Raw genomic sequence first — 14,185 nt, 5'->3', positions numbered from 1 at the left:
CAGGGTGCTCATCGGGCGGACTCCTTGGACTGGGCGGGGACGGTGGCGGTGGCGGTGAGGGCGAAGAAGACGTCGTCCAGGTCGGGGGTGTGGACCGTGAGTTCGTCGGCTTCGATGTTTGCCGTGTCCAACCGGTCGAGGATGGACCGCAGTTCACGCTGGCTGCCGTCGCTGGGGAGCTGCAGGGCCAGTGCCTCGTCGTCTCTCGTGGCCCCGGTGAGGGTGGTCGCGGCGGTGCGGTAGGCGGCGGGGTCGGAGAAGCGGAGGCGGATGTGGCCGCCCGGGATCAGGCGCTTCAGCTCCTCCGCGGTGCCTTCCGCGGCGATCTTTCCGTCGTTCAGGACCGCGATGCGGTCGGCGAGCTGGTCGGCCTCCTCCAGGTACTGGGTGGTGAGGAAGACCGTGACCCCGTCCGCGACCAGCTCGCGGATGATCTGCCACATGTTGTGGCGGGAGCGCGGGTCCAGGCCGGTGGTCGGCTCGTCCAGGAAGATGATCCGCGGGCTGCCGACCAGCGTCATCGCGATGTCCAGGCGGCGCTTCATGCCGCCGGAGTAGGTGGAGGCCGGCTTCCTCGCCGCCTCCGTCAGGTCGAAGCGTGCCAGGAGTTCGGCGGTGACCCGCCGGCCCTCCTGCCTGGACAGGTGGTGCAGGTCCGCCATCAGGAGCATGTTCTCCTCGCCCGTGATCAGACCGTCGACCGCGGAGAACTGCCCGGTGACACCGATCGCGGCACGCACCGACTGCGCGGCGGTGGCGAGCTCGTGGCCCGCCACCCGGGCCTGCCCGCCGTCGGCGGTGATCAGCGTGGACAGGATCTTCACGGCCGTCGTCTTGCCCGCGCCGTTCGGGCCGAGCAGCGCGAAGACCGTGCCGGTCGGGGACGGTCAGGTCGATGCCGTCCAGGACGGTCTTCTCGCCGTAGGACTTGCGCAGCCCGTTCGCCGCGATCGCCGGGGTGGTCATGGTGATTGCTCCTCGAAGGCAGGGGGTGGATCAGAGGCTGCGGGCGGCGATGTCGCCGTACGCGGTCGTGGCCCGGATGCTCAGGCCGGACGTGCCGTCGTTCTTCAGGGAGTTGCTGACGCGGCCGTACGCGGTGCCGGCGTCCAGGGAGGCGGAGACACCGGCCGCCGCGGTGACCGAGATGTCACCCTTCTGGGTGCTCAGGTTCACGGTGCCGCTCACGGCCTCGGCGATGCGGATGTCGCCCCGCGCGGTGCTGATGTCGGCGGAACCGGTGATCCGGCCGACCTCGATGTCGCCGTCGGTGGCGGCGAGGCGGAGGTTCGCGGCCTCGTCGACCTTGATCTCCCGGTACGCGCCCTCGAAGGCGACGTCGCCGAGCCGGCCGACGGCGCGGAACTCGGCGGCGGCGGCCTGCGCCTCGACGCGGGAGCCGGCGGGCAGCTGGACCGTCACCTCGACGGAGCCGGTGTCGCCGAGGATGCCGTTCTTCGCCTTCGGCACCTCGATGCGCAGGACGCCGTCGGCGTAGGCGACTTCGGTCCGCTCGGCCGTCTTCACGTCACGGCCCTTGGAGGGGTCGGCCGGCAGGACCTCGACGGTGGTGTCGGTCCGGTCGGCGGCGACGAGCCGGATGCGTCCGGCGGGGACGGCGAGGATGGCGACGATGGCGGCGGCGGTGTCGAACTTCTGCATGGTGATTCTCCTTCTTGGAGAGCCGGCGCTTGCTCGCCGCGCTCTTTCCGATGAAGGAAAAGCTACGTTGCGTTCGACAACCCGGCAAGCAGTTCGTTGCGAGAAAAGCCCATCATCGCAGGTCAGTTGCAGGATTTCATTGCAATGGTTCTGGATCTAACGCAACAACCCACCCAGGGTTCGTTGCAATGAAATGAGAGTGAACGCTATGCTGACGCCACGACGCGCCCACCCGCCCACGAAGGAGACCGCGATGCCGGGAGGCAGACTCACCCAGCCCGAACGCCAGCAGATCGCCCTGGGGTTGGCCGACGGCCTCGCGTACGCGGAGATCGCCCGCCGCCTCGAACGCCCGACCTCGACCATCACGCGGGAGGTCATGCGCAACGGCGGCCCCACCGGCTACCGCGCCGACCTCGCCCACCGCGCCACCGAGCACCGCGCCCACCGCCGCAAGCCGGCCGCCCCCCGGGGAACCTCCGCCGCCCCGCAGCCGCACGGGCGCGACGCCGAGGCCGTGCGCGCGTACGAGGAGACGTTCACGACCGTCATGATGGCCTCGGGCATGCCCAAGATGATGGCCCGCGTCATGGCCGCCCTCACGCTCGCCGACGCGGGCAGCCTCACCGCGTCCGAACTCGCCGAGCGCCTCCAGGTCAGCCCGGCGTCCATCTCCAAGGCGGTCTCGTTCCTCGACAGCCAGGACCTCGTCCGCCGGGAGCGCGACGACCGCCGCCGCGAGCGCTACAGCGTCGACGACGACGTCTGGTACCAGTCGATGATGGCCTCCGCCCGGGCCCTGGCGCAGATCGTCGAGACCGCACGCGAGGGCGTCACCGTCTTCGGCGCCCGGACCCCGACCGGCAACCGCCTGGAGAACGTCGCCCGCTTCCTCGACTTCGTCTCCGAGACGACGACCCGGGCCGCAGAACAGGCCCGGGCCATCCTCCACACGAAGGCCCCGACGACGGACGAGGCCTCCGACGGGACCGCTACAGCCCCAGGCGGTAGCGGATCTTCTTGACCAGCTCCGTCAGGTCGGGCTGACGCAGCAGGCTGTAGTGGTCCGCGTCGAGCTCCACGACCGTCGGCGGACGCGTCGACCAGCCCGTGGCGCCCTCAAGGAACGAGTAGTCGTCCCCCTCCGCCTTGAAGAGCGTCACCGGGCACCTCACCTGCCGCTCCGTCAACTCGCGGAAGGTGTACGTGAACTCGAAGGTCTCCTCGACGATCGCGACGATCCGGCCGATCAGGTCCGGGTCCAGGGCCGGGAACCTCTCCGCGACGTACGCCACGAAGGCCCCCCGGTCCTCCGCCGTCACGCCCGCGTCGATGACGCCCGCGAAGACCGAGTACAGGATCGTCACGAACGCCGGGTTGTCGTACGACGCGCCGCCGGTCTCCGACGACCGGACCTTCGGGGAGCCCGGGGCGATCAGGAAGAGGTTCTCCACCTGCTCCCCCGCTGCCTCCAGGAGGTGCGCCGACTCGAAGGCGACACGGGCACCGAAGGAGTAGCCCCACAGGGTGTACGGACCGCTGGGCTGGCGGCGGCGGATCGCGGCCACGTCGGCGGCGGCCATCTCGCGGATCGTGGCGTACGGCTCCTCGCCCCGGTTGATGCCGTGGGCCTGGACGCCGTAGAAGGGGCGGTCGATGCCGACCTCCTCGGCCAGGTGCCGCAGGTTCATCGTGTAGCCGCCGAGCCCCGGCCAGCAGTACACGGGCGACTGCGCGCCGGCCGCGTGGAGCCGTACGAGACGGGACGCGGGCGTGGCGGCGGCGCCGTCCAGCTGGTGGGCGAGCTTCTCGATCGTCGGCCGCTCGAAGAGGATCTGGAGCGGGAGCGAGGCGCCGAACGCGCGGTTGATGCGGGTGACCAGCGCGACCGCGATCAGCGAGTTGCCGCCGGACTCGAAGAAGTCGTCCAGGACGGAGACCGCGCCGGCGTCCTCGTACTTGAGCGCCGACGCCCAGATCTCCACGAGCCTGCTCTCCGTCCGCGTACGGGGCAGGACGTGCGGGCGGCCGTGCAGACCGGCATTGACCACGGCCAGGTCGGCGAGCGCCTTCGCGTCCACCTTGCCGTTCGCCGAGAGCGGCAGTCGGTCCAGGACGACGACCCGGTTCGGGATCATGTAGTCCGGCAGGTGCTGCGCGAGGTCGTCACGGATCATCTCCGCCGGGCCCCTCATGTGGACCGTGTCCTCGTACATGCCCTCGCTCAGCCGCTGCTCCTGGCTGACCCGGCCGCCGACGAAGAAGTACGACGGGCCGGTCGGCCGCCCCGCCGCCGTCAGGATCTCGTCCACGCGCCGGGCGGCGGGGAGCGGGTGGCCGGACTCGGAGCTGTAGCCGGAGGACATGAACCCGAGTCCGTGGGCGCCGAGTTGGAGACGCTGCAGGGTGCGGCCGAGGTCGACGTAGGCGCGGTCCGTGTCCGCCGTCCGGCTCACGACGGTGATGCCGAGCGAGGCCCGCTCGTACACCGCCTGGTTGATCGCGATGACGTGCTTCTTCTCGACGAGGGAGGGGGAGACCGGGGCCAGGTCGCCGTCCGTGTGCACGTACTGGGCCTCCGGGAGACCCGTGACGCGGTCGCCGTGGGCCTGGACGTAGACGTCGACCTCGGGGTCGGTCCGCGCCCCCTCGTCGTACGGGACCACCTCCCAGCGCGCGTCCCCGCACGGTCTGACGTCGAGGCCGTACCCGGGCAGGATCTCCTCGAAGAGACCGACCATGTGGCCGGCCTCGATCTCCAGGACCTCCTGGATGTTGTTCCGGTAGACGGGCTCGATGGCGGACCGCTTGCCGAGGAAGCGGAAGCGGAGGGACGGTTCGCCGGCCTCCGGCAGTGGACCGGTCAGGTACAGGCGGTGGCGGACCGGATGGTAGTAGTACGCGCCCGGGTCGAGGCCCGCGACGCCGCGCGCCTCCACGTACAGCTGCGTCGCGTACAGCGCGCCGGGTGAGGCGTAGCCGTACTTCGGGAGGAGCCGCTCCTCGCTCGTGAACTGCCCGAACCAGCGCAGGAGTTCCCCCAGATCGGCCGCGGTGAGGCTGCCGACCGGCCGGGAGCCGATCCCCTCGGGGCGGCGGGCCAGGGCCGCCAGGACGTCGGCGCGGGTGACCTCGCCGCCCTCGTAGAAGCGGTACGTCTTGCGGGCGAAGACCGTACGGCGCATCCGCGCGGTCGGTGTCGCGCCCGGGAGCTGCACCACCGGGCAGCCCGCGAGCTCGGCGTCCTCACGGGTGCCGGCGTTCGAGAGCTGGGCCTTCACCTGGAGCTTCGACTCCTTGGACTGGTGGTGGGCGCCGTGGTTGCCCTGGTCCATCAGGGCCGCCTCCTTCGGCGACAGCTCCACGCAGGCGACCAGGTTCTGGAAGCCGGTGCGGGGCTCGTCCTTGACGATCACCGCCGCGTTCTTGACCCAGTCGTGGTTCTCGATGGCGAGCGCGATCTCGTCCAGCTCGACGCGGAAGCCGCGCAGCTTGATCTGGTTGTCGGCGCGGCCGGCGAACTGGACGGTGCCGTCCTCGTTCCAGTGGGCGAGGTCGCCGGTGCGGTAGAGACGCTCGCCGTCGTCGGTGGTGACGAAGCGTTCCGCGGTGAGCTCGGGACGGTCCAGGTACCCCCGCGCGACCTGGACCCCTCCGATGCACAGCTCGCCGTCGCGTATGTGGAAGGTCGTCTCGTACGCCGGTCTGCCGATCGGTATCGCGGCCGGACCGTCGGCGACCGTCGCACGGTCCACCGTGAACGAGGAGGCGTTGATGGTGCACTCGGTGGGGCCGTAGAGGTTGATCAGCGCGGCGTCCGGGAGCTCGGCGAGGAGCTGCACGGCGAGGTTGCGGGAGAGGATCTCGCCGCCCGAGTACACCCTCCGGAGGCTGCCGCAGGTCCCGAGGCGCTCGGTGTCGACGAGGGCCTGGAGGAGGGTCGGCACGCCCTGGAGCGTGGTCGCGCCGTGCGCGCGGACGGCGTCGACCAGGCCCTCGGGATCGCGGTAGACCCCGGGCGGACCGACGGCGACGCGGGCGCCGACGGCCGGGGCGAGGATCTCCCACTGCGCGGCGTCGAAACTCATCGGGGTCTTCTGGAGGACGACGGCGTCCGGGCCGAGGTGATGCTCCGCCGCCATCCAGCGCATCTGGGCGACGATCGAACCGTGCTCGACCATCACGCCCTTGGGCCTGCCGGTGGAGCCGGAGGTGTAGATGACATAGGCGAGGTCGCTGGCGCGGATCTCGTACGGGGCGGGCGCGGGAGCCGCCGGTACGTCCCCGAGCGTGACGACCGTCGTGCCGGGCGGGGCGAGGTCCGTGACGCGGTCCCGGAAACGCGGCTGGGTGACGACGACCCGGGAGCCGCTGTCCTCGATCATGTAGCGCAGGCGCTCCTCGGGGTACTCGGGCGAGAGCGGGACGTAGGCGCCGCCGGAGAACACGACGCCCCAGATGCCGGTCATCAGGTCGAGCGAGGGCTCGACGAAGACGCCTACGCGGGCGTCGGGGCCGATGCCGAGGGTGCGGAGGTGGGCGGCGAGGTGCGCCGCCGCGTCGTGCAACTCCCCTAAGGTGAGCGCTTCTTCGCCGAAGGCGACGGCGGGGTGGTGGGGCGTCGCGGCGACGTGCGTACGGAGCAGCCGGTCGAGCGTGGCCATGAAGGTCCCTTCGGTTGATGGGCCCCGCCGGCCGTTGTGGACGTCCCACCGGGGCGGTGCCCCCCGCCCCCGTTGTGGGCATGCGTTCCGCCGGGGCGATGGGGGTCCCCCCTGCTCGAGCGAAGCCGAGAGCTTGGGGGAGGGTGGACACAACGGACCCGCGCCCTGCCGGCGCCAGAGGCTCCCGAGCCTGAACCCGCACCACGATGTGCACCGCCGCTTGTGGTGCGGGCCAGGGCGCGGAACGCGGAGGCGCCGCTGGGGCCGCCGTCCCGTGTGCCCACCCGTCCCGCCCCAGCGGGACGATTGCCCACACGGGGGTGGGTGGGCGGGGGCACCGCCACGCGCGGGCGTGGGACCACACGGGAGTGGGCGGGGGCACCGCCCCGTGAAGGCGCGGGCCCTGCGCGGCGGGTGGGTGGGGGGCACCGCCCCGCCGGGCGCGGGTGCGACGGGCGGGGCGCGGGTGCCGCCTGGGCGGGCTCAGCGGTAGATGAGGAGTTCGTGTTCTGTGGCGCCTGTCAGTTCGTAGCGCGTCCGCACCAGCGGCCGCCCCGAATAGATCCGGATCAACGTCGCCGCGTCCCCCTGGAACCGCGCCGCCGGCCGCCCCTCGATCTCGTTGCCGAGGGCCACCTCGCCCTCGCGCCCGGCGAGGTCGCCGATCAGGCGCGGCGTCTCCCGGCGCCGGCTCGTCACCGACAGGAGCGGAAGCGCCAGGTCGAGGGCCGCGCCGCAGTACGCGCCGGGCTCGCCGAAGGCCTCCCGTACGTCTCCGGCGTGGACCCACTCCCCCAGGGCCACCGCGTCGAGCCGGCCGTCCTCGCGGACCGCGATCACCGGGCCCGCCTCGGTGAGGCCGCGTTCGAGTTCGTCGAGGATCCGGCCGATGGGCCAGTCCTCGCGTTCGGCGACGTCGCAGGCGTTGGCCTCGGGCAGGAAGACGCCTTCCTCCAGGCGGTCCTCGACGATCCGGACGAGCGCCGCCCCGCAGTGGGCGAGGACCTGCCGGGCGGTCCAGCCGGGGCACGCGGTGCGGAGCTCGTACGCCTCTTCCGGGGTCCGCCGGAGGAGCGGCATCAGCAGGTCCCGTTCCGTGCGGAGGAGCCGGTCCGGGAGCCAGGGGTCACGTTCCGTACACATCAGTAGCGGTAGTGGTCCGGCTTGTACGGGCCCTCCACCGGGACCCCGATGTACGACGCCTGCTCGGGGCGGAGGGTCGTCAGGCGGACGCCGAGGGCGTCGAGGTGGAGGCGGGCGACCTTCTCGTCCAGGTGCTTGGGGAGCACGTACACGTCCGTCGGGTACTCCTCCGTCTTCGTGAAGAGTTCGATCTGGGCCAGGGTCTGGTCCGCGAAGGAGTTCGACATCACGAAGGAGGGGTGGCCGGTCGCGTTGCCGAGGTTCAGCAGCCGGCCCTCGGAGAGGACGATGACGACCTTGCCGTCGGGGAACGTCCACGTGTGGACCTGCGGCTTGACCTCGTCCTTCACGATCCCGGGGATCTGCGCGAGACCCGCCATGTCGATCTCGTTGTCGAAGTGGCCGATGTTCCCGACGATCGCCTGGTGCTTCATGCGGGCGATGTCGGACGCCATGATGATGTCCTTGTTGCCCGTGGTGGTGATGAAGATGTCGGCCGTCTCCACCACGTCCTCCAGCGTGGCGACCTGGTAGCCGTCCATCGCCGCCTGGAGCGCGCAGATCGGGTCGATCTCCGTGACGATGACGCGGGCGCCCTGGCCGCGCAGCGACTCCGCCGAGCCCTTGCCGACGTCGCCGTAGCCGCAGACGACGGCGGTCTTGCCGCCGATGAGGACGTCCGTGGCGCGGTTGATCCCGTCGACGAGCGAGTGCCGACAGCCGTACTTGTTGTCGAACTTCGACTTCGTCACGGCGTCGTTCACGTTGATCGCGGGGAAGAGCAGCGCTCCCTCGCGGTGCATCTCGTACAGGCGGTGGACGCCCGTCGTGGTCTCCTCCGTGACGCCCCGGATGCCCCCGGCGATCGTCGACCAGTCCAGGGTCGTGGTCTCCAGCAGGGCCCGTACGACCGCCAGCTCCTCGTTGGAGGCCTCGGGCAGCTCACCCGTCTTCTGGTACTCCACACCCTTGTGGACGAGCAGCGTCGCGTCGCCGCCGTCGTCGAGGATCATGTTGGGGCCGTCGGCGCCCGGCCAGGTCAGGGCCTGCTCCGTGCACCACCAGTACTCCTCCAGGGTCTCGCCCTTCCAGGCGAAGACGGGGATCCCGGCGGCGGCGATCGCGGCGGCCGCGTGGTCCTGGGTCGAGTAGATGTTGCAGGACACCCAGCGGACCTCGGCGCCGAGCGCGACGAGCGTCTCGATGAGGACGGCCGTCTGCACCGTCATGTGGAGGGAGCCGGTGATGCGGGCTCCCGCCAGCGGCTGCGTCTCCGCGTACTCGCGGCGGATCGCCATCAGGCCCGGCATCTCGTGCTCGGCGAGGGTGATCTCCTTGCGGCCGAACGCGGCCAGGGAGATGTCGGCGACCTTGTAGTCGGAAAATGCGGTGTCGGTGACGTCAGACATGCGCTGCAACTCTCCTTGCACTCATGATGGTTCGGTGGATTTCCAGGGCCGCCGTCGACTTGTTGAGCGTGATGTAGTGCAGGCCCGGCGCGCCCTCGTCGAGCAGCCGCAGGCCCATCGCCGTCGCGTACTCGACCCCGATGCGGTACGAGGCCGCCGGGTCGTCCTTCGCCGCCTCCAGGCGGTGCGCCAGGTCCTCGGGGAAGGCCGCGTCGCTCAGCTCGGCGAAGCGCCGGATCTGGCGGACGTCGGTGGCCGGCATGATCTCCGGGATGATCGGGGTGTCGCAGCCGGCGGCGGCGACCCGGTCCCGTAGCCGCAGGTAGTCCTCGGGGTCGAAGAACATCTGCGTGATGGCGTAGTCCGCCCCCGCCCCGCACTTCGCCACGAAGTGCGCGAGGTCGGTGGAGGCGCTCTCGGAGCGGGGATGGCCTTCCGGGAAGGCCGCCACCCCGATCCGGAACTCGCCCAGCGAGCGGACCAGTTCGACGAGTTCGTACGCGTAACGGAAGCCGTCCGGGTGCGGGGTCCACTCCCCCCGCGGGTCGCCCGGCGGGTCGCCGCGCAGCACGAGCACGTCCCGGACGCCGGCGTCCGCGTAGGCGCCGATGATGGCCCGCAGCTCGGCGACCGAGTGGCCGACGGCCGTCAGGTGCGCGACCGGCCGGAGCGTCGTCTCCGTCACGATCCGCTTGGTCACGTCGATGGTCCGGTCGCGGGACGAGCCGCCCGCGCCGTACGTCACGGACACGAAGTCCGGCTTCAGGGCCTCGACCCGCCGGATCGCGTCCCACAGGGTCTGCTCGCCCTTGTCCGTCTTCGGCGGGAAGAACTCGAACGAATAGGTGGGGGTCACAGGCGTCGGCCTCCCGCGTTGAAGTAGCTCGCCTCCGGGTGGTGGACGACGATCGCGTCCGTCGACTGCTCGGGGTGCAGCTGGTACTCCTCCGACAGGACGACCCCGATCCGCTCCGGCCGGAGCAGGTCCGCGATCTTCGCCCGGTCCTCCAGGTCGGGGCAGGCCGGGTAGCCGAGGGAGTAGCGGCAGCCCTGGTACTCGGTGCGGAACATGCCCTCCATGCCGGCGGGGTCGGCGGCACCGATCCCCCAGTCGGCGCGCACCCGCGCGTGCCAGTACTCGGCGAGGGCCTCCGCCAGCTGGACGGAGAGGCCGTGGAGTTCGAGGTAGTCGCGGTAGGCGTCGGCGGCGAAGAGCCGGGCCGTCTCCTCCCCGATCCTCGATCCGACGGTGACGACCTGGAGGGCGACCGCGTCGACCTCGCCGGAGTCCTCGGCGCGGTGGAAGTCGGCCAGGCAGAGGCGGCGGCCCCGCTGCTGGCGGGGGAAGGAGAAGCGGGTCCGCTCGCCTCCGTCCTCGTCCAGGACGATCAGGTCGTCGCCCTTGGACACACAGGGGAACCAGCCGTGGACGACGGCTGCTTCGACCAGGCCCTCGCGTTCGATCCGGTCGAGCAGGGCACGCAGCCGCGGCCGGCCCTCCGTCTCGATGGTCGCGGCGTCCTTGAGTCCCCACTGGCCCTTGAAGAGGGCGGTCTCGTCGAGCCAGGGGGCGTACTCGGCGAGCGGGATGCCGGTGACGACCCTGGTCCCGAGGAAGGGGGGCTCGGGTACGGGGTTGTCGGCGGCGACGTCGGAGCGGCCGGCCGGTTCGGGCTCCCGGACCTCCGTCACGAGAGGCTGACGAGGCACCCGCCGCTGCTTGAGCGGGGGCAGTACGGCTCCGGGGACGCCCCGCTTCACGCCCATGAGGGCGTCCATGAGGCGCAGGCCCTCGAAGGCGTCGCGGGCGTAGCGGACCTCGCCCTGGTAGATCTCGTGGAGGTCCTGCTCGACGTAGGCGCGGGTGAGGGCGGCGCCGCCGAGGATCACGGGGTAGGTGGCGGCCAGTCCCCGGCCGTTCAGCTCCTCCAGGTTCTCCTTCATGATCACCGTGGACTTCACGAGGAGGCCGGACATGCCGATGACGTCGGCGTTGTGCTCCTCGGCGGCCTCCAGGATCGCGGAGACCGGCTGCTTGATGCCGATGTTGACGACGTTGTAGCCGTTGTTGGAGAGGATGATGTCGACGAGGTTCTTGCCGATGTCGTGGACGTCGCCGCGGACGGTGGCGAGCACGATCGTGCCCTTGCCCTCGGCCTCGGACTTCTCCATGTGCGGTTCGAGGTGGGCGACCGCCGTCTTCATGACCTCGGCGGACTGGAGCACGAACGGCAGCTGCATCCGGCCGGAGCCGAAGAGCTCACCGACGGTCTTCATGCCGTCCAGGAGCACGTCGTTGACGATCTCGAGGGCCGGCCGCTCGCCCAGCGCCTCGTCGAGGTCGGCCTCCAGGCCGTTCTTCTCGCCGTCGACGATCCGCCGCTTGAGGCGCTCCTCCAGCGGCAGCGCGAGCAGCTCCTCCGCCTTCCCCGCCTTCAGGGACTTCGCCGTGGCGCCCTCGAACAGCTCCAGGAGCCGCTGAAGCGGGTCGTAGCCCTCCCGCCGGCGGTCGTGAATCAGGTCGAGCGCGACCTCGACCTGCTCCGGCTCCAGGCGGGCGATCGGCAGGATCTTCGACGCGTGGACGATCGCCGAGTCCAGGCCCGCCTTGACGCACTCGTCGAGGAAGACCGAGTTGAGGACGATCCGCGCCGCCGGGTTCAGACCGAAGGAGATGTTCGACAGACCCAGCGTCGTCTGGACGTCCGGGTGGCGGCGCTTCAGCTCGCGGATCGCCTCGATCGTCGCGATGCCGTCCTTCCGCGACTCCTCCTGGCCCGTGCAGATCGTGAAGGTGAGGGCGTCGATCAGGATGTCCGACTCCCTGATCCCCCAGGTGCCGGTGAGGTCCTGGATGAGCCGCTCGGCGATCGCGACCTTGTGCTCGGCCGTCCGCGCCTGCCCCTCCTCGTCGATGGTCAGCGCCATCAGCGCCGCGCCGTGTTCCTTCGCGAGCGCCGTGACCTGCGCGAACCGCGACTCGGGTCCGTCGCCGTCCTCGTAGTTCACCGAGTTGATGACCGCCCGGCCGCCCAGCTTCTCCAGGCCGGCCCGCAGCACCCCCACCTCGGTGGAGTCGAGCACGATCGGCAGCGTCGACGCGGTCGCGAACCGCCCCGCCAGCTCCGCCATGTCCGCGGCGCCGTCGCGGCCCACGTAGTCCACGCACAGGTCGAGCATGTGCGCGCCCTCGCGGATCTGGTCGCGGGCCATCTCCACGCAGTCGTCCCAGCGGCCTTCGAGCATGGCCTCGCGGAACTTCTTCGAGCCGTTGGCGTTGGTCCGCTCGCCGATCGCCAGGTACGAGGTGTCCTGGCGGAACGGCACATGGCTGTAGAGGGACGACGCGCCGGGCTCGGCGACCGGGTGCCGGTCGAGGACGGCCGCGCCCCGCACCCGTTCCACGATCTCCCGCAGGTGCTCCGGGGTCGTACCGCAGCAGCCGCCGACCAGGGCCGGGCCGTACTCCCGTACGAACTGCTCCTGGGCGTCCGCCAGTTCGGCCGGCGACAGCGGGTAGTGGGCGCCGTCGGAGGTCAGCACCGGCAGGCCCGCGTTCGGCATGACCGAGATCGGGATCCGGGCGTGCCGGGAGAGGTGCCGAAGATGCTCGGCCATCTCCACGGGGCCCGTCGCGCAGTTCAGGCCGATCATGTCGATGCCGAGCGGCTCCAGGGCCGTCAGTGCCGCGCCGATCTCCGAGCCGAGCAGCATCGTGCCGGTCGTCTCCACCGTGACCTGCACGATCACCGGCAGGTCCACGCCGACCCAGTCCAGGGCCCGGCGGGCGCCGATGACGGCCGCCTTCGTCTGGAGCAGGTCCTGCGAGGTCTCGATGAGCAGGGCGTCGGCGCCGCCGCGGATCAGGCCCTCGGCGTTCTGCTGGAAGGCCTCGCGGAGGGGCTCGTACGTGACGTGGCCGAGGGTCGGCAGTTTCGTGCCGGGCCCCATGGAGCCGAGGACCCAGCGGGGGCGGCCGTCGAGGGCCGTGTGGGCGTCGGCGGAGGCGCGGGCGATCCGGGCGCCGGCCTCGGACAGTTCGTACACCTGGTTCTCGATGCCGTACTCGGCGAGCGCGGCCAGGTTCGCCCCGAAGGTGTTGGTCTCGACGCAGTCCACGCCCACCGAGAAGTAGGCGTCGTGGACGGAGGCGACGATGTCGGGGCGCGTGAGGTTGAGGATCTCGTTGCAGCCCTCCAGGTTCCGGAAGTCGTCCATCGACGGGTCGGCGGCCTGGAGCATGGTGCCCATCGCGCCGTCGGCGACGACGACCCGCGTCGCGAACTCCTCCCGCAGGGAACGCCTCATGTCAGCCCCCTCATGACAGCCCCCTCAGATGGGTGACGAGCGTCGCCGTGCAGCCGACGCCGTACGTCGTGCGGATCCGGTCCAGGAGGGAGTCCCGGTGCAGCCGGTACTCCTGCGTCCCCACGTAGTCGAGGACGGTCGCCGCGACCGCGCAGCCCAGCTGCGCCGCGCACCGCTCCGGCACGCCCCACAGCCAGCCCGCGAGGAACCCGGCCCGGAAGGCGTCCCCGACACCGGTCGGGTCCACGACCGCCGGGACCTCCACGGCCGGCACGGCGAGCGGGTCGCGGCCCTCGCCGCGGATGCGGACGCCGGCCTCGCCGTGGGTGGTGACCCAGGTGGTGACCCGGCGCAGCACCTCCGCCTCCGTCCAGCCCGACTTCTCCAGGAGGAGGGCCGTCTCGTACTCGTTGGTGAACAGGAACCGTGCCCCGTCCACCAGCTCCCGCACCTGTTCCCCGTCGAGCCGCGCCAGCTGCTGCGACGGATCGGCGGCGAAGGGGATCCCCAGGTCACGGCAGGTGCGGGTGTGCCGGAGCATGGCCTCGGGGTCGTCCGGGGAGACCAGGACCAGTTCCAGGCGGCCGGTGCGCGCGACGACCTCACGGAGGTCGATCTCGCGCGCCTCGGCCATCGCACCGGCGTAGAAGGTGGCGATCTGGTTCTGGGCCCGGTCGGTGGTACAGACGAAGCGGGCGGTGTGGAGCGACTCGCTGACGCGCACCGAGTCGGTGTCCACGCCGTGGTCCTTGAGCCAGACCCGGTACGGCTCGAAGTCGGCGCCGACCGCCCCCACGAGGGCGGGCCGCAGGCCGAGGACACCGAGTCCGAAGGCGATGTTCGCTGCCACTCCGCCGCGCCTGACCTCCAGGTTGTCGGCGAGGAACGACAGGGAGACCCGGTCGAGCCGGTCGGCGAGCAGCTGCTCGCTGAACCAGCCGGGGAAGGTCATCAGATGGTCGGTCGCGATGGATCCCGTGACAGCGATACGCATCTCCC

At 71.3% G+C, this 14,185-nt stretch carries 8 protein-coding genes and 1 pseudogene; 1 reads left to right on the top strand and 8 read right to left on the bottom strand.

All coding sequences use genetic code 11. The features are described 5' to 3' along the window. Positions 1-8 precede the first annotated feature (8 nt). Together ACF07V_RS32610 and ACF07V_RS32605 are read right to left on the bottom strand one after the other, a co-directional pair. Positions 9-966: pseudogene (locus ACF07V_RS32610) on the bottom strand (ATP-binding cassette domain-containing protein). Between the two features lie 30 nt (positions 967-996). Further along, on the bottom strand, positions 997-1,662 hold the full coding sequence (locus ACF07V_RS32605) for a DUF4097 family beta strand repeat-containing protein (protein ID WP_392159292.1): 666 nt from the start codon (positions 1,660-1,662) through the stop codon (positions 997-999). Between the two features lie 253 nt (positions 1,663-1,915). Here ACF07V_RS32605 and ACF07V_RS32600 point away from each other — a divergent pair, with 253 nt between their 5' ends. Then, positions 1,916-2,686: a helix-turn-helix domain-containing protein gene (locus tag ACF07V_RS32600; RefSeq protein WP_392159291.1), complete on the top strand. Its 771-nt coding sequence runs from the start codon at positions 1,916-1,918 to the stop codon at positions 2,684-2,686. Here the strand turns inward: ACF07V_RS32600 and ACF07V_RS32595 are convergent. From ACF07V_RS32595 to ACF07V_RS32570, 6 genes are all read right to left on the bottom strand, one after another. After that, positions 2,655-6,326, bottom strand: a complete 3,672-nt coding sequence (locus tag ACF07V_RS32595; RefSeq protein WP_392159290.1) for an amino acid adenylation domain-containing protein — start codon at positions 6,324-6,326, stop codon at positions 2,655-2,657. The genes ACF07V_RS32600 and ACF07V_RS32595 overlap by 32 nt on opposite strands. A gap of 483 nt (positions 6,327-6,809) precedes the next feature. After that, positions 6,810-7,469: a maleylpyruvate isomerase family mycothiol-dependent enzyme gene (locus ACF07V_RS32590; protein WP_392159289.1), complete on the bottom strand. Its 660-nt coding sequence runs from the start codon at positions 7,467-7,469 to the stop codon at positions 6,810-6,812. Further along, positions 7,469-8,878: an adenosylhomocysteinase gene (gene ahcY, locus ACF07V_RS32585; RefSeq protein ID WP_392159288.1), complete on the bottom strand. Its 1,410-nt coding sequence runs from the start codon at positions 8,876-8,878 to the stop codon at positions 7,469-7,471. The genes ACF07V_RS32590 and ahcY overlap by 1 nt, the downstream gene beginning before the upstream one ends. Continuing rightward, entirely contained in the window at positions 8,871-9,734 is an 864-nt protein-coding gene (gene metF, locus ACF07V_RS32580) for a methylenetetrahydrofolate reductase [NAD(P)H] (protein WP_392159287.1), read from the bottom strand. The genes ahcY and metF overlap by 8 nt, the downstream gene beginning before the upstream one ends. After that, positions 9,731-13,186, bottom strand: a complete 3,456-nt coding sequence (gene metH, locus ACF07V_RS32575) for a methionine synthase (RefSeq protein WP_392159286.1) — start codon at positions 13,184-13,186, stop codon at positions 9,731-9,733. Before metH ends, metF begins: the two co-directional genes overlap by 4 nt. A 10-nt stretch (positions 13,187-13,196) precedes the next feature. After that, positions 13,197-14,180 (bottom strand): carbohydrate kinase family protein, encoded by a 984-nt coding sequence (locus tag ACF07V_RS32570; protein ID WP_392159285.1) that lies wholly within the window; start codon positions 14,178-14,180, stop codon positions 13,197-13,199. Between the last annotated feature and the right edge of the window lie 5 nt (positions 14,181-14,185).

The organism is Streptomyces sp. NPDC015661, from assembly GCF_043077765.1.
Lineage (GTDB): Bacteria > Actinomycetota > Actinomycetes > Streptomycetales > Streptomycetaceae > Streptomyces.
The sequence above is the reverse complement of the archived record's forward strand: the minus strand, read 5'-3'. Positions and strand labels throughout refer to the sequence as shown.

What these genes read in the sequence shown, in the direction of transcription:
- ACF07V_RS32605 (WP_392159292.1), bottom strand. Translation starts at nt 1,662, where the DNA reads ATGCAGAAGTTCGACACCGCCGCCGCCATCGTCGCCATCCTCGCCGTC.
- metH (WP_392159286.1), bottom strand. Translation starts at nt 13,186, where the DNA reads ATGAGGCGTTCCCTGCGGGAGGAGTTCGCGACGCGGGTCGTCGTCGCC.
- ACF07V_RS32570 (WP_392159285.1), bottom strand. Translation starts at nt 14,180, where the DNA reads ATGCGTATCGCTGTCACGGGATCCATCGCGACCGACCATCTGATGACC.
- ACF07V_RS32600 (WP_392159291.1), top strand. Translation starts at nt 1,916, where the DNA reads ATGCCGGGAGGCAGACTCACCCAGCCCGAACGCCAGCAGATCGCCCTG.
- ahcY (WP_392159288.1), bottom strand. Translation starts at nt 8,878, where the DNA reads ATGTCTGACGTCACCGACACCGCATTTTCCGACTACAAGGTCGCCGAC.
- ACF07V_RS32590 (WP_392159289.1), bottom strand. Translation starts at nt 7,469, where the DNA reads ATGTGTACGGAACGTGACCCCTGGCTCCCGGACCGGCTCCTCCGCACG.
- ACF07V_RS32595 (WP_392159290.1), bottom strand. Translation starts at nt 6,326, where the DNA reads ATGGCCACGCTCGACCGGCTGCTCCGTACGCACGTCGCCGCGACGCCC.